The organism is Bifidobacterium catenulatum subsp. kashiwanohense JCM 15439 = DSM 21854 (genome assembly GCF_001042615.1).
GTDB lineage: Bacteria > Actinomycetota > Actinomycetes > Actinomycetales > Bifidobacteriaceae > Bifidobacterium > Bifidobacterium catenulatum.
The window spans coordinates 2,228,516-2,251,174 of the sequence record NZ_AP012327.1; the positions used below are offsets into that span (position 1 = coordinate 2,228,516).

Consider the following 22,659-nt stretch of genomic DNA (forward strand, 5'->3'; position numbering starts at 1 on the left):
TATGGAGAGCGCACGATTCGCCCTGAAAGGTCCTCAGGCGAATCGTGCACGGAGGCCATATGTTAGGGAGCGTATATTCAGGTCTTTTGCCATCTTGCATGGCCGATTTCCCTATCATTAAGCCCTCCATCTCACATATGAAAAACATGATTCCCCAAAATGTCGATTCTGGGAAATCATGCATGCATCCTGTCTCCTATGTATGCCGAATGGCGAAGATTCGGGCCGAAGGACACTCGGTGGCAGCCGCGGTCAGACGAACGGTTTCCGGATCGAGCCGTTCAATGGTCCACGGCTTGGTTTCGGGTGCATGATCGGGATTGCCCGGATCGGGGAAAATCTGTTCGATCTCATCACCTTGGGCCAAAGGCATGCAGAGGGATGGGGTGCCGCCTCGACGCCAGATGATGATGTAATCAGTCTGAGGGCCCGTATCCGATGAACCGCCTTCCGTCTCGCTCCGCCAACGGGAGGCGGCTTCCGTATGGCGCAGGCCGGAGGTAAGCCACTCCGCGTTGAAACCAGGCAGACCGGCGGGCCAAAACGGCACAAGGGCGGACTGTTCGGCGAGAATCCGCCGATGCAGGGCGATGGCATCGCGCACCAAGCTCAGTCGCGGTTCGGTCATGCGATCGATGAATCCAGACAGATACAGGCGGCCCATCACGCCAGTCGCCAGCGTGAACACGGCCGTCTCATCGTTCATTTCTTCTTGGGCGTAGCCCCAATTGCCTTGCTGTTCCGGTGGAATCGTCAGCCCTGCCCCGGCCGCAATGGCGGCGTACACCAGCGGATCGCACTGATCGGAAGTCGACTGCAGGTCCAGCCGCGACAGCTGCGCGTAATCGGCGCGCATGGCTCCGGAGCCGCAATTCTCGATCATCACATCCGGATGGCGGCGGCGCAAGTCATCAAGCCAATCCAAGTAGGCGCGGCAATGCGCGAGCAGACCTTCACCGGCCGACCCGGCATCGACATCGGTGCCGACCCCGGGAATGGTGTTGTAATCGAATTTGAAGAAGACCGCACCGAAATCGTCGATCAGCCGATCGACGGTACGCGTGACATGCGCACGGGCCTCAGGCGAACGGAAATCAAGCAGATAGCGCCCGGAATCGCACACGCGCACACCATGACGCTGGAAGAAGGCGCTGTCCGGAAGCGTTTTGGCGAGCGGTGATTGCACACCGATCACCTCGGGTTCGAGCCACAATCCCAAACCCATGCCATGCTCGCGAATGATGTCGGCCAATCCCTGCAATCCGACTTCGCCGAAACGATTCGTGGAGGCCCGCCATTCGCCGACCATATCCCACCAGCCGCCGTCGGTGCTGTCATACCAGCCCGCGTCGATGCAGAAGATGTCGGCGCCGACGCCCGCTGCACCTTCGACCAGTGGCAGCTCCTTGTCGATGCGAGGGTCACCGAACAACGTATTCATATAATCGTTGTAAATCACCAAGCCTTGCGTTCGCTCGAATTCCGCGGTACGACCCAGCTCGCGGGCCTTGGCCGCCCGCAGGGCGCGACGTTGCAGCGTCATTTCCGCGACGGCATCCTGCCAGTCACCGGCAACGATGGCGAACGATACCGGCACGGATTCGAAATCGTTGCCTTCGCCTAGATTCGTAAACCACTGATGATCCTGATATTCCGGACCGAACGCGGCGATATGCAGACCCGGATCATCCTCGCCGACCTCCCATTCCCACGGACCGTTGTGCTCGATCTGCCACATCACGGAAAAGTCGCGGACCTTACGGGAACGGTGACGCTTCGATTCCTCAACCTACACGATGCCCGCCGGTTCATGCATGCCAGTGCTCCATATGGAGGTGGAGCTCAGTGCGAAACGGGAACTGGATTGACCGGGGTTGATGCGCTGATTACGATCGCGCACGCTGGTTTCACGAAGCGGCCGCATATGCCAGTCGTTCTCCACGGCCCAAGCCGCGTCGCCCCAGAGCAGGTGGGAACTTTCCACCGTTCCGCCGTTAACGGTCAAGGGCACGGTGAGGTTCATGGAGGAGACCGCCTCGACGGAGAACGGTTCCGGCGAGCGCAACCTGGTGTGGGTGCGTACGGCCGACAGACCCGGATAGGCTTCAAAGACGCTGGTTACGGTCAGACCGGGTTGAGGGGCATCCGTAGCGTTGCCGGGAATCGTTGGCGATGCTTCGATGCCTTGCGCCCGTTCGCAATGCGGGGAAGGGGCAGCGTCTTCGGAAGGGCGGTCCCGTTCCGTGGCAACGGGTTCGAATTCGCGGCCCATCGGCTGAAGCGCATCGTAGGAGGCGAATTGGGTGATTTCCAAACGGTACGGATCGCCGGAATCCTCTGCCGGCTCGCTGGCATGGGCCGAAACGAAACGCAACTTGCCGCCGGCGACGGTGGCTATCAGCGATAGACGGTTGTCTTGCGATCCGGTGTTGGCGGCGCGTACCTCGACGATTGGCCGCGCATCGCGTTCCACCACCGCAACAGCCCCCGATAAACCCCCTTCTGCGGCGGCCATGCCTCGACCGGCGACATTGGCAAGCCGGACCGGGGAATCCCCCGTAACATCAAACAGCATGGAAATCACGCCATTGCCCCATGCAAGACGGCCGTCCGATTGAGGAAGCAGTGGAATCATGTTGCCATCGGCCATAGTGCAGCTCCTTCGCTCTCCAACATTCGTTGGACAATACGCATCGTTTTACGCAATAAACACTAGCTTACGCAGTGCATGCGAGGGGGGCGGTGCGCGTGTGTCCGCTCAACCGAGCATGCAATCCCCCGATATGAGGGCCGTATGTCCAAACGTCAGCCTCTCTTCAGCCCGACAGCATGACGATCAGAGCGGAAAAGGCTGCCGCGGCACGGCCAACCAAGCCGAACGCTACTCGAATCGCAGATATTCGACGAATCTGACCGGCATCTCCTTGCTCTTGGTGACGTTGCTGAATCCGAGGATCATCTGCTGCTGCGGCAATCCTTTGACGGACTTCCACACCTTCGACTTGGACAGGTCAAACCCTACGGCCTTCTTCACATCCGTAACCGGATTGCCCTTGGCATCGACCAGCGAATCCCTGATCCGTTCCAGTTGCGCCTCGCCCATTATCTCCGCCGGCTTGGTAATGTCACCTCGATTATTGACTTCCGCGAACGTATCGGCATCGGTGACAATCATGTTGATCTGCCCGGCGGAGACCATGGCGAGCAGACGCGCGGAACCGTCCTGCGCATTTTCGGAATCACCGAGGGAGATGGACGTGTCCATTTGCACCAGCCGGCTGTCGGAGATCTTCTCCGCCTTGACGAAGTCGGAGCCGAGCCGGTCGAGCTGGTCGGCGTACCCGCCCATATTGATGCCTTCGACGCTCAGTTCGGCGCGCGGCCCCTTGGTGAGGTAGGAAACGCCGAACGCGGCGACGATGACGACCACAACGGCGATGATGACGGCATAGGAAAGAAAGTTTTCCTTGAAATACGGCCATTTTTCAGCTATCGGCAACTCATGTAGCGTCTTCCATTTCGACTGCTTCGCGTACACGTTGGATCGGGAAAGCTCGGCTACGGCCGCCTTCTGCTCGTCGGAAAGTGCATAGTCATCATCATGCCGTCCATCGGCCATATTGATCCTCGTTTTCATCACTGCCATTTACGCATTCTACGGGCAGTCTACACCATCGCCTTTCGTTTTCGCTGGGGGTATGGACTGCCCGCAGAATTCCGTATGCCGTCCAACGGGATGTTGGCCGTCAAACGTCAGCTGCGCAGGAACACCGTCATCTCGGTTTCGCCACGATTGGCCCATGCGAAATACGGGATCAGCGTGACTTCCGTCGGTTGACGTTGTGCCGGCTGCCACAGTGCGTACAGCGACTTGTCGGCGGCGCCCTGCGAGGACTCCCGCCAAGCGGGAATGGTCAGCGTGACCATCGGCAGATCGACCGGTTCCACTTCGCCCAAGCCTCGTTCGTCCTGTGCGGCGGCCTGCGCATGGAAGGTGATTTCGTTGACTTTGACGGCGTCCGGATCGGCGGCGATCGTCTCGGCATCAGCATGTAGCAGATGCAGATTGTCACCATTGTCGGTGCCTTCCGCGCAGTAGGCCAGCGGGCCGCGGATGAAGGCGACCTTGCCTGCGTCTTCGCGTACGAGAGGATTGGCCGCAATCATCCTGACCGGCATGGGGAAGTCGAAATCGATGACGTCACCGTCACGCCAAGTACCGGTGAGGTAGAGGTAGCCGTCACGGATGGTGCGTGTGATGCGAGAATCCTTCTCACCCGCGGCATGGATGGAGTCGGCGGCCGACTCGCCACCGGCCCAGGCAGGCAGGCGAAGGGCCAAGGCAAAGGACTCCGGAACCTGCCCCTCATCGGAGGAAGGAAGGGTCACGGTGATGGCACCGGCGCCATTCCACGGCATATCGGCCCGCACTTCAAGGGAGACATCGGAACCGCCGAGTTTCGCGGACACCACGCCACCCATATACAGGTGCACATACAGCGTGGAGGCATCGTCGGCCACCGTGTAGGCGTACTGTTGCACGCTTTCGACCATGCGGGCGATGTTCGGTGGGCAGCACGCGCAGCCGAACCACTTCTGACGTACCGGCTTAACGTGGAACTTGCGTTCGTCGCGATGGCAGGCTTCGGGCACGACCTCCAACGGATTCACATAGAAGAAGCTTTTGCCATCGAGCGCCATGCCGGCCAGCGTGGTGTTGTACAAGGCCGATTCCATGACGTCCGCATATTCGGATTTCGGCTGAATCTCAAGCATACGGCGCGCAAAGAACGCGAGTGCGATGGCCGCGCAGCTTTCCGAGTAGGCGGTGTCGTTCGGCAGATCATAGTCGAAGGAGAACGCCTCGCCCATATGCGTGGCACCGATGCCGCCGGTGATATACAGTTTCCTGTCGACGATGTTGCGCCAGAGCGTCTCGCAGGATTCCAGCAGTGTTGCTTCCTCGGTGATTCTCGCCACGTCGGCCACGCCTGAGTAGAAGTAGGCGGCGCGCACGGCATGACCGAACGCCTCCGTTTGTTCCGTGACCGGCTTGTCGGCTTGATAGTAGGCGTAGTTCTGTTCACGTGGCTCGTAGTTGCGACCGTCCTCTTCGGCACGGCGGCGATCTTCGAGTGCAAAGTACAGTGGTTGCTGGCCACGCTGCCGTACGAAGTATTCGGCCAGGCCGGCGTAACGGGTCTCGCCGGTTACCGCAGCCAGCTTCACCAGCGCCATCTCGGCGATCTCATGGCCCGGATAGCCGTGCAGCCTGCCTTCTTCCGTACCGAATCGGGAATCGATGTAATCGGCGAAACGGCAGGCCGCATCAAGTAGCTTGCGTTTGCCCGTGGCCTCGTAGTAGGCGACCGCGCCTTCGACCAGATGCCCGAAGCAGTACAGTTCGTGATGGTCCTTCAGATTGGTGAAGTGGCGGTCCATGCCGTTGAGAATGTAGTAGGTGTCAAGGTAGCCGTTGTCCAGCTGCGCCGCGCACACGATGTCGATGGCCGCGTCGGCTGTGGCCTCGAGTTCGGCGTCGGGATGATGGGTCAGCGAGTAGCCGACCGCTTCGATCCACTTGGAGAAGTCGGTGTCTTGGAACACGAATCCATAGAATTTGTCCGGGTCGGGATTGACCGGGTCTTCCGGCAGCGCCTCGAAGCCGCGGAAGGTGTATTTCGGCGGCACGAAGGCCTTGCCCTGCTCGTGACGCTCGGCATTCTGCGCGGCCGCGGCCTTGAAGTTGTGCATGCAGTAGCTGGGGGTGGCACCGGGAACGTTGTCGTTCAACGCATTCCACTGATATGGAATCACCGCGGTGCGTACGAGCTCCTGCTCGGCGGCCCAGAACGGGTCGGTGACGGTGGCGTCGCGCAGCGCGATTGGATGGCTGTAGCGGTTATGGATGTCGGTCACGAGAGATTGTCCTTCCGTGCGGGGGTTGTCGTACCGGCAGGGCCGGCGTTCTGGTCTTGTCCGATGGGTTCGAGCACATGTACGTCCATGCCGGGCAGTCGGCCCCACAAGTAGACGGCCGTCATGGTGGCGAAGATGGGCACGGCCACACCGAATACCATCATCAGGCCGAGCAGCGTATGCGCCACGAAGGCGACGTTGACGACGACGATCATCATGATGATGCGGCAGAGGGATTCGTAGCCAACGACGAATCGTTTCATGGCACTACCTCGTTGTATCGCAGTTTCGTTGAAATCCCAATATTTCTATCGTCATAATCATATACCATCCCAACTGCACGACGTGCATAAAGATGGAGAATTCATTCCGGCACTGGGACTGATAAGGTATGCGATCCCTCCGGCGTGAATGGCCTGAAATCGCTCCAGGGGCCGTGCAGGTTGGTGGCTGTGACGACCATGTTGCGTTGCAGTCCCAGCCGGTCAGTTGCGAGCCGAACCAGTAGTAGACTCCATACGAGGCGATTCGAGGCATGATTGCGCGCGACAAGAACTACCCGTGCGTAGTGATGTGGTCGATCGCCAATGAGCCAGGATTGGATGGTGACGGGGAACGTCCACAGCAGGCGTATGACTACTTTCGTCCGCTGTATGAGCTGGCGCACGCCAGCGACCCGCAGAACAGGCCGGTCACACTGGTATGCTGCCAAAACGACTACACGACCGACATCACCGAACGAACCATGGATGTGGTGTGCATCAACCGCTACTACGGCTGGTACAACCTGAGCGGTCGAATTCACCCAGTAGCCGGAGGAATCACCCCGCCAGAGAGGCCTTCAGCGGGGTGATTCCTCCAATCCCTGGCGGATTTCCCCGCTCAGACCTTGATCATGGCGTATTGGGAGTCGTAGAGGCGGTAGTAGGCGCCGCGCTTGGCAAGCAGCTCGGCATGGTTGCCTTGCTCTACGATCTGCCCATGGTCGATGTAGCAAATCATGTCAGCGTTCTCGATGGTGGACAGTCGGTGCGCGATGATGAAGCTCGTACGTCCCTTCAGCAGGTGGTTCAATCCGGCCTGAAGCGCCTCTTCGGTACGCGTATCGATGTTCGACGTGGCTTCATCGAGAATCAGAATACGCGGATCGGCCAGAAGCACGCGGGCAAACGCGATCAACTGGCGCTGACCTGCGGAAAGCGTGGAACCACGCTCCTCCACCACCGTGTCGTATCCGTTCGGCAAATCCATGATGAACTCGTGCGCATGCACCGCCTTCGCGGCCGCTTCGATCTCGGCATCGGTCGCATCCAACTTGCCGTAGCGAATGTTCTCGCGCACATTGCCGGAGAAAATGAACGTATCTTGCAGCATGACGCCCATCTGCCGACGCAACGATTCCAACGTGACCGAACGCACATCATGCCCGTCAATCGTCACCGACCCTTCTGCAACGTCGTAAAAACGCGACAGCAGGTTGATGATCGTGGTTTTGCCGGCGCCAGTCGGACCGACCAACGCGACAGTACTGCCTGGCTTAACATGCAGATCAACCAGATTGAGAATATTGCGACCGTCAGGCTCGTAACGGAAGATGACATCGTTGAAATCGACGCGACCTTCGATTGGCGGCAGTTCGGTCGCGTCAGACGCATTGCGGATCTCCGGCTGCACATCAAGCGTTTCGAAAATACGCTCAAGATACGCGGAACAGGTAATCAGCTGATTGTAGAAATTACCGATGCTGATCACCGGATTCCAGAAATTATTCGCATACCCGACGAACGCGATCAGCACGCCGGTGGAAACGTTTACCGCGCCGAAGCCCGTAACGCCCACATAGTAGATGAACGCAATCGTCATGACGGAAATGGTCTGGATGCCCGGCCACATGAGGAACTGGATGTGCACGGCCTTCATCCACGAAGTGCGCACGTCGTTCTGCTGCTCCTGGAAGGTTTTGAACTGCGCAGTCTCCTGAGCGAAGGTCTGCGTGGTTTTCACGCCGGCGATCGACTCGTGGATGAATGCGTTGAGATTGCTCTGCTTGTTCGACAGCACCTGGTATGCACGACGCTGGAAATGTTGCAATATCAGCACCCATGCGATCAGGAACGGGAAAAGCGCAAGGCTGAACAGCGCGAGCCGCCAATCGACCACAAACATGACCACCAGAGTGATCAGGAACGTGAACACGTCGGAAATCACATTGATCAGACCGGAGCTCAACGTGTCGGAAAGGGTGTTCACATAATTGACCACGCGAATCAGGAATTTTGCCGTGCGGCCGCGAATCGAAATAGCTGAACGGCAGCGTCTGAATATGCGTGAAAATATCGCGACGCATATCTTTCAATATGAGCTGACCGACTCGAGTAATTTCAACGGTACGATAGCGCAATCCGAACTCGTACATCACGATAAGCACTGCCATCAATCCCGTTAATTCACCAAGTAAGGTGAGGTTTTTCGACGGAATCGCACTATCGATCATGATTTTCGTCAAATATGGCACGACCACCGCGATGCAGCTCATCATTACGACGACGGCAAGAATGCGTACGATACGCGACATATATGGTTTTAAATAGACGCCGATACGCAGAATATCGTGCAGATTAATCTGCTCTTCCAGTTCCTCGTCTTCACGGAATGTATTACGTTTTGCCATGGGTTTTCCTCCTTTCTTGCCTTGGTTGCGTTACGCTTCGAAACCATGGGAACGACCAGCCTGCAGGCCGAGCTGCTTGTAGTAAATCTCCCAGTAGCGGCCATGTGCGGCCACGAGTTCGTCATGCGTGCCGCGCTCCACAATGCGGCCGTGTTCGAGCACGAGAATCAGATCGGAATCTTTCACTGATGAAATACGGTGTGCGATGGTGACGATGGTTTTCTGCTCGTCCAGCTCGCGCAGGTGACGTTGGATTTCCGCTTCCGTTTCCATATCGACGGCGCTGGTCGTGTCGTCCATGATGAGGATCGATGGATCGTCGGCAAGCGCGCGGGCGAGGCTCAGGCGCTGTTTTTGACCGCCGGAAAGGCCGACACCACGCTCTCCAACCACGGTATCGTAGCCTTCCGGCATGCTGCGGATGAAGCCGTCCGCACCGGCGATGGTGGCCATGCGGCGAATGTACTGTTCATCGTATTCGCGCTGTTCACCCACGCCAAAGCTGATGTTGCCACCGATGGTGTCGGAAAACAGGAACGTGTCTTGCGCGACAACGCAGACTTGCGAGCGCAGTGTGGCGAGCGGCCAGTCTCGCGCGTCGACGCCGTCGATGAGTACGCTGCCTTCGGTGGGGTCGTAGAAGCGGGAGATGAGGTTGACGAGGGTGGATTTGCCTGCGCCCGTTTCGCCGAGAATGCCGAGTTTGGCGCCTGCCGGAACATGGAAATCCACATCTTCAAGCACGGGAGTGTTCGGTTCGTCGGGGAAGGCAAAGCTGACATGCTGGAAGTCGATACTGCCGGCGATGCGGGTCGTGTTAGTCGTTACCTGTGTTGCCTGTGCAGCTTGCGTTGCCGATGTTATAAACGTTGCCTGCGATTGCGAAGCGTTGCCAGTTGCATCGTTTACACCGTTGGCATTGTTCGCATTCGGAGTTGCGGGATTCGCGTTTGCGCCGACTCCCGGCTTTTCCGTGATGTGCGACTGAGAGGTGAGCAGTTTTCGGATTTTGATGCAGGATGCGTTGAATCGCTGCCAGTCGTTGATCAGCCATCCGGATTGGCGCACCGGTCCGTCGATCATCCACAGGTAGGAGTTGAACGCCACGAGATTGCCGAGCGTCATGCGCCCGGTGATCACCAGGAATCCGCCGAGGCCGAGCGTGATCAGCTGCAGTGAGAAGCCGAGGCCGTCAAGCCACGGCATGTATTTGCGGCTGTTGTAGGCCTGAGCCATGTTGCGCTGCATGTAATCGTCGTTGCGTTCGTCGAATTTTTCGGTTTCGTACGGTTCGCGTACGAACGCTTTGACCACACGGTTGCCTTCGATGTTTTCTTCAACCATCGAATTCATTTCGGCGAGCGAATTGCGGATGGCGAAGAACAGCGGCCTCGCGTGCGTAGAGAGTCCGCGCGTAAGAATGAAAATGAACGGCGTGACGCATGCGAGCGCGAGCGCGAGACGCCAGTCGATGGTGAACATCATGACGAGCGCGCCGATGAACATGACCACGCAGTCGAGCACCTGGTAGCTCACCCAGCTCAACGCGTGACGGATGGCGTCGGTGTCGGAGGTCATGCGGCTCATAATGTCGCCGGTGCGTGTGTGGTTGAAATACGTGAAGTCAAGTTCGTGCAGTTTCTCGTATTCGTCGCTGACGAGACGAAATACGGAATTCTGCCCGAAACGTTCCATCCACATTTGGTAGCCGTAGCGTGAGGTGACGCGCACGATGGTGAACACGATCATCATGATGCACAGTCGCGTCAGTTCGCTGACGTGCCCTTGCACGATCACACGGTCCACGATGAGGCCCGACAATAGCGGAATGATGAGAGCCATGGTGTTGTTGACACAGAACAGCACTATCGCGCCGGCCACCCGTGGCAGGTCGGGTTTGCAGTATGGCAGGATCCATTTGAGATTGCCTGCTTCTGTATTTCGATTCGGATCGACGTACATACGTAGCGTTCCTTCAGATTGTTTGCTTGGGTATTTGGGGTTTCGTGGGCTGTTGTTACGTTGATTCGTTGCTTTTCGGCTATTCGTTGCCGTTACGATTCATGTCCGTCGTTTGTCGAGCGTCCCGTTGCCGTCTCTCTCGGTCGAAACCCCTGTTCGGACTCGTAAACGCGACTTATTCTATGCGAACCGTTTTTCGATGCAACGTAGGTGATTCCGGCGTGTCGCAATCGCAATAAAAGCAACGCATGCACCGTTACATAAAACTCGCTGTGAGCGCAACGAAAATATGGATGATTGCAGTAGCGCTTTCCGTATCGAACCGATACGATATATCGAGGCGCGGCATTCCGATGACGGCAACGACCGCAATCGTATGGAAAAACACGAAAGGACGGCAATGATGGCGGACGAACAGGCACTCATCGCACAATATGCGGAAAAATATGGTCTTACCGACGAGATGATCAAGCATGCGGAACGTTGGACGGAAACCGACGGCGATCTTGCGGGACTTTCCGAAAAGCGAGTCCGCGGAATTCTTGACCTGCGTTTCAGCGCGATCGCAGTTGACACCCCACGTTCCGAACTGTGGCATACTCCGGACACGATCGATGTGATCGAAGACCTTCCATACCTGCCTGACGGCGGTTATGATACGGAAGCCGGGCAGTGCCGCGGACACTTGCTTGATCTGTATCTGCCACATGATGCTGTACTGCGCGCCGGGCACACGACACCGGTGTACATCGATATACATGGCGGCGGTTTCACCTACGGATATAAGGAACTGAACCGTAATTTCAACGTGCATCTGGCCGATATGGGATTCGCCGTGTTCTCACTGAATTATCGCCCGGCCCCGCAGACCGACTTGAGGGGTCAGCTGGCGGATGTGCAAGCGGCATTGCGTTGGATCAAGGCACATCTGACCGATTATCCGGTCAATCCAAACGCCGTGTTCCTCACCGGCGATTCGGCCGGCGGCGCATTGACCATGCTGACATTGGCCATTGAAAACAGCACCGAAGCTGCGGCCGCGTTTGGCATTGACGAGCCCTCGGGCATCGGTTTCGCCGGCGCGGCTCCGGTGTGCGGCGTGTACAGCTTGGCTTCCAAACAGGCCGCCGACGAAGCCGGCTTGGGCTCTACCGCATTCTCCCCAGACACGCGAATCGCGCTCGACGAAGCTCTTGGCACGGAATTCTTCGCCGGCCTCGAAGCGGCCGATCCACGATTCCTCACCGCGGAGGGGCTCGTCAACAACGTTGATCTGCCGCCGCTGTTCCTCACCACCTGCAGCGACGATTTTCTGGAGGCAGACAATCTGGCGCTTGCCACGGCCCTATCGCGCAAGGGTGCCGATTTTGAACTGTTCGATCCGAAAGCGGGCCGTCACGAAGCATTGGGGCACGTATTCGTGATCGGCATGCCATGGCTGACGGCCAGCGTGGATTGTCTCGAGCGCATCCGTGATTTCTCATACGACCGATGCTGAATCACAAACGCTAACACGCAACCACACATAATCACAGACCGCCAATGGTCGGCCATACGCAAACAGGCACGTGGCCGACCGTTTCTTTTCATGCGCCTTTTACGCAACCGAAAACACCAATCGCAATCGCATGCATCCTGTTCAGAAAAGAAGAAAGCCGGCGGAGAGAAAGGCCGCCGGCTGAGAGAGAAGAGAGAAGAAGGGTTCAATTATGGGGTTCTTCAGGAACCTCGCCAGCTGCTGTAACCGCTGACATGTTCTATATAACCGCCCAAGTCTTGGAAGAATGATGCGTGTTCCTGTCAATTCGCTGGGAAAAATGTATCGGACATGTAAGCGGAACATACACATTCGTGAATTCCGTCGAATGATCGCAACATTACTTCCGATTTGTCCAATCGCACGTCCATATCACTCACCCACTCTGCAGAATCATCCAGTGAAATGGATGATTCTGTAATAATCGCAAAATCATCCATTTCACTGGACGATATGTCGAACTTAAGATGCTGCCACTGTCTTTCTCGGAATACCGAAATGCATTGCAATCAACAGCAAATGACAATGCGCTGTTCGACCGGTATCTCACATATGGAGGACTCCCCTACGTCACGCAGCTCACCTTGGATACCATCGGGCTCGGCGACTACCAAGATTCGACACCGCAACATCCTCGACTGGCTGCTCGAGTAGGACACATTCTCCCGACTGCACAATTTGCGCCCACGGATCACAAGGTACGAAAAATAGCGGGACCAAATAGTTCCTGCATAACGTGCGCCGTATTCCACCTATGATGGACACATGAAATATTTCGAATATGAAATTACCGGCATCGACGGCAGCGCAGCAAAATTCGTCGGATATTGCCTTGATAACAGTGAAGAAATCGTTCCTGATCGTGTGCGTCCGTCTGTGCTCGTGATTCCGGGCGGCGGTTATGAAATGACGTCGGATCGCGAGGCCGAGCCGATTGCAATGCAGTTTCTTGCGGCCGGTTTCAACGCTTTTGTGCTGCGATATTCGGTGAAGCCTTCCGTTTTTCCAGTTGCGCTTTTGGAAGCCGCCGATGCGATGAACATGATTCGCGAGCATGCAGCCGAATGGCATGTTGATCCGGAAGCGATTGCCGTGATCGGTTTTTCCGCAGGTGGTCATCTGGCTGCGAATCTCGCCACGTCCGCCAGCGACGACGTGCTCACCGCCCATGGTTACGATCCAGATGCGGTGCGCCCGAACGGTTTGATGCTTGCCTATCCGGTGATCACATCCGGCCCGCTCGCGCATCGCGGCAGTTTCGACTCGCTACTTGGCGAGCGACGCAACGATCCGGAAGCGCTCGAATCCGTATCGATCGAACACCATATCGACACCAAAACACCGCCGGTATTCGTATGGCACACCGTTCCCGACGAAATCGTGCCATGTGAGAACACGCTGATGCTGATCGACGCCTGCAAGAAGGCAGGCGTCAGTGTGGAGGCACACCTGTTCCCGCAGGGCGGTCACGGACTGTCGTTGGGCACTGTGGAAACCGCATGGCAGGGCGTCGACGGCATTGAACCGAGCATGCAGATCTGGACGCAACTGGCTGTCGCGTGGATGCGCAGAACGTTCGTACGATAATCAGCGGGGCTGACGGAAGTGGCGATCGCCAATCGGCGTGAACGGTGTGTGCGGCTCGAGCTGATACCAGTACGCGACGGAGGCAACGTCGTCCTGACGCTCGAAATTGCCGCCCTCTTCAGTGCCGATCTGCTGCCATTCCACACGCAAATCATGTTCGAAATAAATCGGATCGGGAATGTGCCAGCGATATAGTCCGCGGGTCACCGGCGTATTCACATCCCAATACGCGCTCTCGCGATGCGAGGCGAGACGCTGCGAATAGAATGGGAAACCGACGTACGGCGCACAGAACGTCTGCTCATGCATACGCCCATGCTCGTCGAAATCGGCGAAACTCCACGCACCACCGAAATAATCCTCGGCACCGGTGCTGCACCACGTGGGATACTGGTCGTCCCCATCGATGTACATTTTGACTTCACCCTCGCCCCACCAACGGCTTTCCAACGCGGTGAGCGCCAGATACGTGCCGATATATGCGCCACGACCGTGCACGCCGTCGAGCACCACATAGTCGCGGGCCAGTTCGGTGACGCGCTCGCGACGCCACTGCGCATGGAAACGCATGGTGTCTGCCGGAAGCGCGTCATATTCGGTGTAATCGATCTGGTAGAAGAACGCGGGAACGTCTTCATTATGATCGTTGCGGAGCACGATGCGCGCATGTTCAAACGGCATGGAGAAATAGCAGTTGAAGCCGCGATTAGGCACGACCACCACCGGCATCGAATTGACTCGGCAAGCCTGCGCGTGACCGCAGCAGAAGAAGTCGCCGATCGGGCATTGCACGGACGGGGTTTCCTCGCCATCCCAATAGAATTCCAGAATCAGATTGCGAAGCACGTTCGGGCCGGTCGGGGAGGTTCGGTCGGTGACGGTCATCCAAATATGACGGATCACGCCCGGACCGTCCACATCCATCAAAGTGACGTTCTCCCCCGCTTTCACGGTCTGAATGCAGGGGCTGCCCTTGCGCGACGGTCCAAGCGCACTGGCCGCAGTGGCCGCAGTGCCCTTGCCGCCCGTGGGATTCTCGGCGTTCACACACCGCGTGCGCCCCGGCGCCGCAACCGCAAGCGAGTCCAGCGGATTGCGCGCGGAGAACGCACCCAACGAATCGACCTGCATATCGTGACGTGAGCTATTTTGCATGGTGCTCCAATCGTTGTCTCGAGTCATAAGAAACCCCTTTTCTACTACTTTACGGCACCGGCAGTGATGCCCTGCGACAACTTACGCTGGAAAATAATGAAGAAAATAATGGTCGGCACAATGCTCAGCAGCGAAGCCGAAGCAAGTGTGGTCGCATCCATCGTGCGCTGACCCTGCAATGTGGCGAGCGCCAGCGGAATGGTCTGCACGTCATCGCCCATCAGGAATGCCATTGGAATCATGTATTCGTTCCATGTCCACACGAAGAAGAACACGAATAGCACGCTGATGGTCGGCCAGGAAATCGGCAGCACCACCTTGCGTAGGATCTGCCAGCGCGAGGCGCCGTCGATGGCTGCCGCTTCGAGAATGGCCTGTGGGAATGTGCCGTATACGGATGACAGCAGATATGTGCCATATGCGCTTTGAATAATGGTGAAGACGATGATGATCGCCAATTTGGTGTTATACAATCCGAGTTGCTTGAACATGGTGTATAGCGGGTAGAGCAGCGCCTCCTGCGGCATCATGTTGGCAAGCATGATGGCGAGCACGATCCATGTGTTGCCTTTGACTCTACCAATGCCGAGTGCGAAGGAGTTCAGCACGGAAAGCACGACGGCGGCCGCTGCCACCACCAGTGAAATAATCAGGCTGTTCCAGAATTTCAGAGGGAATTTGGTGGTGGTCCAGAAGGAGATAATGCCATCCATGGTGAAGTGTTTCGGCAGAGAAAGCGGACCGGTGGCATTGTAATCGACAGGCGTTTTGAATGCGTTGATGGTGAGTACGAGCAGCGGGAAAAGCACGAGCAGTGCGGCTGCGATGAGCACAATGAGGGTGATCCAATCGCCGGTCGAGCGCACATGTTGGGTTTTCTTGGATGCTTTCCGCGCTGCCGATGCGGTCATGGTTTGCGTCATGGTTGTTTCCTCGGCTTTCGAAGTCTTGCGAGTCTTACATTTGGCGGGTCTGTTACGGTTTGGACCGTTCAGACCAGTTCCTTTTCGACGTGCTTCTGCACCATGGTGAACACGATGGAGAACACGATGATGACCACGGTGAGCGCTGTGGAGATGGCCGCGCCGTAGCCGACTTGTTGCACTTGGAAGAATTGATTATAGGAATAGTACGATGGCACGGTAGTTGCCGTTCCCGGCCCGCCTTTGGTGAGCAGATAGACCGGTGCGAAGGTTTTCAGCGCACCGATGGTGGCAGTGAGGATGACCACCAACAGTTCGGGAATAATGGATGGCAGCGTGACCACACGGAATTTCTGCCACCAGTTGGCTCCGTCAAGACCAGCCGCCTCGTAAAGTTCAGGATCCACGCGCTGCAGACCGGACATGAAAATCACAATCGGATAGCCCAACTGAATCCACACCAGGATGAACATCAGTACCGGAAGCGCGCTATCAGGACTACCGAGCCAATTATGTTGTAGCGATCCCAAGCCGAGCTTAACAAGCAGCGCGTTCACCGCACCATCTTCCGGACGGAAAATCCAGCCCATGATGATGGCCGCAACCGCAACTGGCAGCAGCTGTGGCAGGTAGAACATGGCCCGCAGGAAAGAAGCCGTCTTTCCACCGAATTTTTTCTGAATAACGTCAGTCAACAGTGACGAAATAAAAAGTCCGAGAATCGTAGGAATAACTACGATAGCCACAATAATCCAGAATGAATTAGCAAATGAAATCCAGAATGTGGAATCAGCAAACAGACGTTTCCAATTCTGCAATCCAACGAATTTAACCGGTCCGACTCCACGCCAGCGAGTGAAGCTCAAGTAAATGTTCCATACGAATGGAATAACGACGATAACGAGCAGTCCCACCAGTCCGGGAATAAGATATGGTACGAATTTTGCGGAACGGTTTCCGGGAAGCCTTGACATTGAGACTCCCCCTGTTTTGGTCTTCTTTGACATTTTGGCTTTTCCTTTGGTTGTGCTGCGTTGCTGGTAAATTATCTACGATTGAGATGCACGATTTGCGAGTTGTAATTTCCAATGCCACACGGGATTATTCACAAATTGGTTTTTGAAAAATCGAAATAATCCCGTGCGACGTTGAACACGATGTTGGAAGCGAGATCAGTTGGTCTTGACGCCCATGTCTTCCACACCGACATCATACTTCTCGTGGATGCCCTTGAGCACGTCGGCCGGCTTCTTGGTGCCGTTCACCAGTTCCTGGAACTCCGCCGGAACCGCGTCGGTGAGGTTGGAAGCCGCATAATCCGGATAGTAGCTGAGCTTGCCATCATTGGCATAGGAAGTGTATTCCTCAATCATGTCCTTGCTCTTCTCATCAGTGATCTTGCTGACGTCACCCGCCACAGGAATACCGCCGGCGTTGCCGAGGTAGTTCTGCACATCGTCGGAAAGCACGTAATCAATGAACTTCGCAGCAAGATCCTTGTGGTGCGAACGTTCCGGAATCACCAATAGATTACCGGCGCAGCCAATCGCAAAATTCGACTCCGGCATTACCGCAGCGTCCCAATCGAAAGTGGTAATCTGCTTGACGAAACGCCCCTGGTTCCAAGTGCCGGTCTGATAAATCGGATACTCACCCTTGATGAACGCCTGCGTAGTATCTTCTGCCTTCATGCCGGTGACGTTACGGGAGATGAAGCCCTTATCGAGCCAATCGTTGATGGTATTCACTGAATTGGTGAGAATCTTGGAATTCCAATCAACATCGCCCTTATAGAGTTGCCAGTTGTCGATGAACTTAGCATCGGCGTTCTTGGAGACCAGCTGCCACCACAGCCACATCACGCCGTATTCCTGCGCATCGGCGGCGATCGGCGTCACACCGGCATCCACGAACTTCTGGCAAACTTCCACGAATTCGTCGTAGGTGGTCGGAATCTCCAGCCCGTACTTGGCGAACAGGTCCTTGTTGTAGTAGACGCGCTGGAATTCCGCGTAACTGGTCATGCCATACCAGGTGTCGCCGTCCATGATGCCGTTTTCGTCATACTTGGCGACGGCCGCGTTCGCGCCGGTCACCTTCTTGTCCCAACCGTACTGGGAGACATAATCGCCGAGATCAGTAAGCAGTCCCATGGTGGAGAGTACACCTGCGGAGCCATTGCCACGATTGGATTCCATAAGATCCGGCGCTTCGTCGGAGTTCAGGAACTGGCTACCGTTCTGGGCGATCTGCGTGAAGGATTTGCGTTCGAACTTGATTTCGACTCCGGTTTCCTTTTCAAAGGCTTCCGCGGCGCGACGCCATGCCTGGGTCTGACCGGCGTCGTCTTCCTCGTAGTACCAGAACGACAGGCTATCTGGCGTTTCCGCGTCTTGCGCGGTGTCGCTGCCGCATGCAGCGAGCGTGGCCAGCGACATTGCCGCCGCGGCCGCGAGTGCGATACCTTGTGTGATCTTCATGGTTTCTCCTTTTATTGGCGGTGATTGTGTTGTTGAGTTATGTCTTGAATTGTTTTTCAGTTATGAAGATTGGTATATGTTTTTCCCTTTTTTCGAAACGTTTCAACGATGGGTAAAGTTCAGTGGTTTTCACTTCAGAAATCACCATCTTCGCTTCGTTTTCAGCGTCTTCGCTTACTTTCGAATCGTTTCGATTATGAGCGTAAAAACCACCCGCCTTTCACGGGCACGCACCTACGGTTTTCCTATCATGCGTCACCGACTTTGGTAACGGAACCTCGACTATGCATGACCGGAGTGGACAGCTCCACCAATCCCTTGATGTCGCGATGCTCGTCGATGGCCTCGACCAACAGATCCACAGCCTTGGAACATAGTTCCTGCGGCATGACCGGCATTTCGGTAATCGGCTGGGGCATCAGCTCCCCCTCGAAATACGTACCGCACGACAATACCGAAATATCATCCGGCACACGCAATTCCGAAGCCTGCAACTGCTGCAATACCAACTTCAGCACGTTGGCGTTCGCCTGGTTGACAATCGCCGTGGGGCGCTCGCCCGAAGAACGAAGCTCGCGCACGAATTCCGCCGCATCAAAACGATCATCCCGATGCTTGGAGGATTCATGAATCGTCATGCCCAACTCTTTGGCGCGTTCCAGCAAAGCCTCGCGAAACAGCAACACATAGCCCGAACCGCGATCGTAATCGGTCTCATTGTCACGCAAAAACATGGCGTTGCGATGCCCCTTGGAATACAGGCAATCCGCAGCCATACGACCAGCCTCAGCAAAATCGATATCGACGCAGGCGCAACCTTCATGCTCCGCAGGGTAACCGATGGCCACACAGGGTTTGGAATACGAACCAGCCTGAGCGGTACGCTCGTCACGCTCCTCAATATCAAGCAACACCACGCCATCAACCAAATTGCTTTGCGTCACTCGGCGGATGTCGGCCACCGCATCCTCGCCGGTAAGCAACAGTACATCGTAGCCGCGGTTCTTCGCCTGCCATGCGGTCTGCAGAAAGTAAGCGTTGTATTTGGCCTGATTAATATCGCCGCGGATCGGCGCACTGAGCGCAAAAATATGATTACGCATGCCACGCATTTTGCGGGCGCTGGCATCCGGCGTATAGCCGAGCCGTTCAACGGCGGCCATCACCTTGTCGGTGGTTTTGGCGGAAATGGAACGCTTGCCGGAAAGCGCGTACGAAACGGTGCTAACCGACACTCCAGCCTCCTGGGCCACGTCTTTGATGCCCGCCATCTTCCGCCTCCTTCGGCTCTCCAAGTCACTCGCGCCACACATTGCAGATGCCGCAATCCTCACTTATCATTCAACGAAACCATCCGCCAAGTCTCCCGGAATCTCTCTCACAGACCCCGTTCGACAAATTTATCGAATCGTTTCGTCGAAACGTTTCACTAATCGTAAAACAGTAATTCCGATTTGTCAAACGTTCTGACCCGCCTGCCCATCATTCCCCGACAATAAGAGAACCAAACAAACTACCGCAGATTTTGCCGCTACTTCTTTCGCTTTCTGTAGCAGACAGGTTTTGTATCAACCGGCGATGGGACAGGCACCAAAGTCTGCCGTCATCCGCCAACGCAACCCCTTGCCATATGTATAAAAACCGGGAGCACGATGGGTCTTGCTCCCGGAATTACCGCGCCATCGAAGGCTTTGTTTACTGTCCCTCCGCACGGACGATCCCATTCCCATCGGACCCTAGGAGGCGCTCGACACAAGGTCGCTTCGACCCGCCCCTAGCCTAGCCACTTCTAACGTAGGACAAGTAGCACGGCGGAAACCTTCTTTGCGGATTTGCAAACCTTCTTAGCCCGTTCCAACCGACCGGCAAGCCGATACGGACAAGGTTTTCAAAAGTTTGTATCTCAATGATACCTTCACACGAAGATAACAACTCTTTTATGCTTTCGGAATACGCGCAAACGACCCGGCACGCGCATATCGATCAGAGCGGGCGGGACTCGTAGATCATTTGGCGGTCGCCGAAATAGAGAACGTCACGCCAGGAAGACTTTTTGCGGGCAGCCTCCTGCTGTGGCTCCTTAATCGGCACGAAGAACCAACGAATCAGACCGACCACCATGTCTTGCACGGAATGCCAGATGCCGATATATGCGGTCAGCGCCCAGAACGTCACGATCGCATTGAATCCGGCGAACACCGCGTTACCCCAATTATGCGAAAACGTATCGGCATAGAACACCATGCACGAATAAATAATGATCACCCACGGCATCGTCACATACAATGCCGGAGAAGCGGTACGATTATTGACCTTCGGCGTACGCGCGAACGGAATCTTCGTGTTCGTCATGCCCTGCTGAATCGACTTGAGCGTACCGGAAAGATTCACCGTCAACAGCACGATATTGAAACCGTAAATACGGAAAATATCGGAACGCTTATATCCGTTGCGTTTCAAATCGCTAGACATGGTGGCAAAATACGGCAACGAAGCGAACACCACCCACGGGCTGAGCAGCCGCTGATCGAACGGATACGCCAACAGGAACATCAAGCCGAAACTCGACCATGCGATGGACGCCATATAGTTCACGCGCAACGCCCACTCGCCCAACGTCACATCATTGCCTTGTTGATGCCGCGCATGCACAATACGGAAGAATTTGCCGATAATCAGCAGACCACCATTCGCCCAACGTCGTCGCTGCACCACCAATGAGCCGAAATCCGGCGGTGTGGCACTATAACTCAACCTCTCTGGATAATTAACCAGATGCCAGCCGAAATAGCCCAAATCAATGCTGGATTCGGTATCTTCGATCACCGTGCGGTCCTGAATATACGTTTTCACCGTGCGCGTGCCCTCAGTTGAGACCACGCAAATGTCGTCAAGCGCGGCCTTGCGGATCACCGCGTTCGCACCTACCCAGAACGTGGCGTCATAGTACGTCATGCCCTGATGCAGCATGTGCTGAATGTCGGTGGTGGCGGCCGCGATACGTTCGATTCGCGTCGGCGCTCCACGATACGAGGAATACGGGGTTTGGATCACGGCCACGCGCTCATTGCCGGGCTGTTCCATCTGATACACCAAACGCAGGCAGTAATCGCGCAGCAGCATGGAATCGGCATCCAACGTCAGCACATATTCGGAATTACGCATCACAAAATCGGGAGATTCGTCCTCGCGCACGTCACGCAAAATCACGCCATCCGACGTTTCCACACGCTTCAGCGAGTGACCCATCAATCCGATGAACGAATTCAGATTCATGGCTTTGTTGCCTTCACGGGAGGTCGATGCGTACAGTTTGCGCTCGAAAGACCATCCTTTTGCGGTGAAGATACGTACCAAACGTTCATACAGTTGCAGAATGCGATTCGCGTCGACATGCTGCTGCAATGTGATCGACTCGTTCAACGCCTGTTCCGTCAAACGCAAGTCTCGCGCAAGACCGCGCAATACCTGATCGCAGAAGAAATCGTCGGTATGATCTTCGATCAGCCACATATCGGCTTTGTGTTCCAGCCATTGCGCTGCCGCACGGTAGTCTTCCGCACAGTGTGCGACCACGCTACGTCTTGCGCTCATCTGGTTGGCGAGCGTCGCTGCGGTTTCGTCGCGCGCTTTGGTGAAACGTTCGGCTGGTGCCGCCAATTCGGCGAGCACTTTTGGCATGAGTTCGCGGCTTGCTTTGAGGATCGCACGCGCTTCGTCATTTTTGGAATGCGGAGGATCGTCGATTAAGAGTACGACTGCAAGGTCGGGAAATTCTTGCAGTGCGGCTGACCAGATTGTTTTTTCGACGACTTTTGGCTGTTCCACATACGATGGGATGAGTACGGTGATGCCTTTGCTGTAGTTGTGTGCGAAATGGTCGTCGAGCATGGCTCGAGGTACGCGTTCATGCCGAATGAAGCGATATAGCGCCGCTTGCCGTGTCGTCAAGTAGACGAGCGCACTGAAAATCAGCGTGGTCACAATCGTCATGTACAGCACGCCTTCAACCACGAAACGTAATGTGAGTGAGGGATTGTTGACGAACAACGACAGGATCATCGTGATCATGTAGACAAGCCATGAAATAACCGTGCATGCAATCGCAACATAACCGAGCACAACGCGTGTTGGAGAAGGCTTAGCATGCATGATGGCAAGCGGTTGTGTGGAGGTTTCCGCTCCCCATTGATGCTTGCGATCACCGCCTTCATTACCCCCTATTTTCACTGCCTCAAACCCCTTTGAATTGCCGGCGCCGCCTCACCGGCGCAAAAAATACATCACTGCCTAAATCGTCGTACCAGCCATATACTACACTCCCTTACTGTTAGCGAGATATAAGAGAGCCAGCGCACGAGAGAAATACCCAATCCCCGTAAAATCCCCCGCCTGCGCACTGAAGCCAAGCGGGGGGCACAGCCT

General features: G+C 56.0%; 12 protein-coding genes and 4 pseudogenes. 3 read left to right on the top strand and 13 right to left on the bottom strand.

Features of this window, described 5'->3' with window-relative positions; all coding sequences use genetic code 11:
• Nucleotides 1-196: 196 nt before the first annotated feature.
• From BBKW_RS09415 to BBKW_RS09430, 4 genes and pseudogenes are all read right to left on the bottom strand, one after another.
• A pseudogene (locus tag BBKW_RS09415) lies at nt 197-2,650 on the bottom strand (glycoside hydrolase family 36 protein).
• Nucleotides 2,651-2,881: 231 nt separating this feature from the next.
• Nucleotides 2,882-3,646: a hypothetical protein gene (locus BBKW_RS09420; protein ID WP_033501796.1), complete on the bottom strand. Its 765-nt coding sequence runs from the start codon at nt 3,644-3,646 to the stop codon at nt 2,882-2,884.
• Between the two features lie 107 nt (nt 3,647-3,753).
• Nucleotides 3,754-5,910 (bottom strand): glycoside hydrolase family 127 protein, encoded by a 2,157-nt coding sequence (locus BBKW_RS09425; protein ID WP_414835672.1) that lies wholly within the window; start codon nt 5,908-5,910, stop codon nt 3,754-3,756.
• A 5-nt stretch (nt 5,911-5,915) separates the two neighbouring features.
• Complete coding sequence (locus tag BBKW_RS09430) at nt 5,916-6,182, bottom strand: hypothetical protein (protein WP_051920325.1); 267 nt, start codon at nt 6,180-6,182, stop codon at nt 5,916-5,918.
• Between the two features lie 272 nt (nt 6,183-6,454).
• Between BBKW_RS09430 and BBKW_RS09435 the strand changes: the two genes are divergently transcribed.
• A complete protein-coding gene (locus BBKW_RS09435; RefSeq protein ID WP_033501794.1) occupies nt 6,455-6,772 on the top strand; it encodes a glycoside hydrolase family 2 TIM barrel-domain containing protein in 318 nt (105 codons plus the stop codon).
• Between the two features lie 29 nt (nt 6,773-6,801).
• On the opposite strand, the pseudogene BBKW_RS09440 reads toward BBKW_RS09435, so the two are convergent.
• From BBKW_RS09440 to BBKW_RS11305, 3 pseudogenes are all read right to left on the bottom strand, one after another.
• A pseudogene (locus BBKW_RS09440) lies at nt 6,802-8,590 on the bottom strand (ABC transporter ATP-binding protein).
• A gap of 30 nt (nt 8,591-8,620) precedes the next feature.
• Nucleotides 8,621-9,400, bottom strand: a pseudogene (locus BBKW_RS11300) (ABC transporter ATP-binding protein); the annotation flags it as partial.
• 149 nt (nt 9,401-9,549) lie between these two features.
• Nucleotides 9,550-10,552: pseudogene (locus BBKW_RS11305) on the bottom strand (ABC transporter transmembrane domain-containing protein); the annotation flags it as partial.
• A gap of 400 nt (nt 10,553-10,952) precedes the next feature.
• On the opposite strand from BBKW_RS11305, the gene BBKW_RS09450 reads away from it, so the two are divergent.
• Together BBKW_RS09450 and BBKW_RS09455 are read left to right on the top strand one after the other, a co-directional pair.
• Entirely contained in the window at nt 10,953-12,050 is a 1,098-nt protein-coding gene (locus tag BBKW_RS09450) for an alpha/beta hydrolase (RefSeq protein WP_081962298.1), read from the top strand.
• An 804-nt stretch (nt 12,051-12,854) separates the two neighbouring features.
• Nucleotides 12,855-13,676: an alpha/beta hydrolase gene (locus BBKW_RS09455; RefSeq protein WP_033501792.1), complete on the top strand. Its 822-nt coding sequence runs from the start codon at nt 12,855-12,857 to the stop codon at nt 13,674-13,676.
• Here the strand turns inward: BBKW_RS09455 and BBKW_RS09460 are convergent, their stop codons facing one another.
• The 6 genes from BBKW_RS09460 to BBKW_RS09485 all read right to left on the bottom strand — a co-directional run bounded on the left by BBKW_RS09460 (nt 13,677) and on the right by BBKW_RS09485 (nt 22,305).
• A complete protein-coding gene (locus BBKW_RS09460; protein WP_048349590.1) occupies nt 13,677-14,807 on the bottom strand; it encodes a glycoside hydrolase family 172 protein in 1,131 nt (376 codons plus the stop codon).
• Nucleotides 14,808-14,875: 68 nt separating this feature from the next.
• A complete protein-coding gene (locus tag BBKW_RS09465) occupies nt 14,876-15,754 on the bottom strand; it encodes a carbohydrate ABC transporter permease (RefSeq protein WP_033501791.1) in 879 nt (292 codons plus the stop codon).
• A gap of 68 nt (nt 15,755-15,822) precedes the next feature.
• On the bottom strand, nt 15,823-16,761 hold the full coding sequence (locus BBKW_RS09470) for a carbohydrate ABC transporter permease (RefSeq protein WP_033501790.1): 939 nt from the start codon (nt 16,759-16,761) through the stop codon (nt 15,823-15,825).
• Between the two features lie 165 nt (nt 16,762-16,926).
• Complete coding sequence (locus BBKW_RS09475; protein ID WP_033501789.1) at nt 16,927-18,234, bottom strand: ABC transporter substrate-binding protein; 1,308 nt, start codon at nt 18,232-18,234, stop codon at nt 16,927-16,929.
• 248 nt (nt 18,235-18,482) lie between these two features.
• Nucleotides 18,483-19,505, bottom strand: coding sequence for a LacI family DNA-binding transcriptional regulator (locus tag BBKW_RS09480; protein ID WP_033501788.1), 1,023 nt, complete (start codon nt 19,503-19,505; stop codon nt 18,483-18,485).
• Between the two features lie 712 nt (nt 19,506-20,217).
• Complete coding sequence (locus tag BBKW_RS09485; protein WP_231858490.1) at nt 20,218-22,305, bottom strand: glycosyltransferase family 2 protein; 2,088 nt, start codon at nt 22,303-22,305, stop codon at nt 20,218-20,220.
• Nucleotides 22,306-22,659: the final 354 nt, after the last annotated feature.

What these genes read in the sequence shown, in the direction of transcription:
- BBKW_RS09470 (WP_033501790.1), bottom strand. Translation starts at nt 16,761, where the DNA reads ATGTCAAAGAAGACCAAAACAGGGGGAGTCTCAATGTCAAGGCTTCCC.
- BBKW_RS09465 (WP_033501791.1), bottom strand. Translation starts at nt 15,754, where the DNA reads ATGACGCAAACCATGACCGCATCGGCAGCGCGGAAAGCATCCAAGAAA.
- BBKW_RS09480 (WP_033501788.1), bottom strand. Translation starts at nt 19,505, where the DNA reads ATGGCGGGCATCAAAGACGTGGCCCAGGAGGCTGGAGTGTCGGTTAGC.
- BBKW_RS09430 (WP_051920325.1), bottom strand. Translation starts at nt 6,182, where the DNA reads ATGAAACGATTCGTCGTTGGCTACGAATCCCTCTGCCGCATCATCATG.
- BBKW_RS09450 (WP_081962298.1), top strand. Translation starts at nt 10,953, where the DNA reads ATGATGGCGGACGAACAGGCACTCATCGCACAATATGCGGAAAAATAT.
- BBKW_RS09475 (WP_033501789.1), bottom strand. Translation starts at nt 18,234, where the DNA reads ATGAAGATCACACAAGGTATCGCACTCGCGGCCGCGGCGGCAATGTCG.
- BBKW_RS09485 (WP_231858490.1), bottom strand. Translation starts at nt 22,305, where the DNA reads ATGATCACGATGATCCTGTCGTTGTTCGTCAACAATCCCTCACTCACA.
- BBKW_RS09460 (WP_048349590.1), bottom strand. Translation starts at nt 14,807, where the DNA reads ATGCAGGTCGATTCGTTGGGTGCGTTCTCCGCGCGCAATCCGCTGGAC.
- BBKW_RS09455 (WP_033501792.1), top strand. Translation starts at nt 12,855, where the DNA reads ATGAAATATTTCGAATATGAAATTACCGGCATCGACGGCAGCGCAGCA.
- BBKW_RS09435 (WP_033501794.1), top strand. Translation starts at nt 6,455, where the DNA reads ATGATTGCGCGCGACAAGAACTACCCGTGCGTAGTGATGTGGTCGATC.
- BBKW_RS09420 (WP_033501796.1), bottom strand. Translation starts at nt 3,646, where the DNA reads ATGGCAGTGATGAAAACGAGGATCAATATGGCCGATGGACGGCATGAT.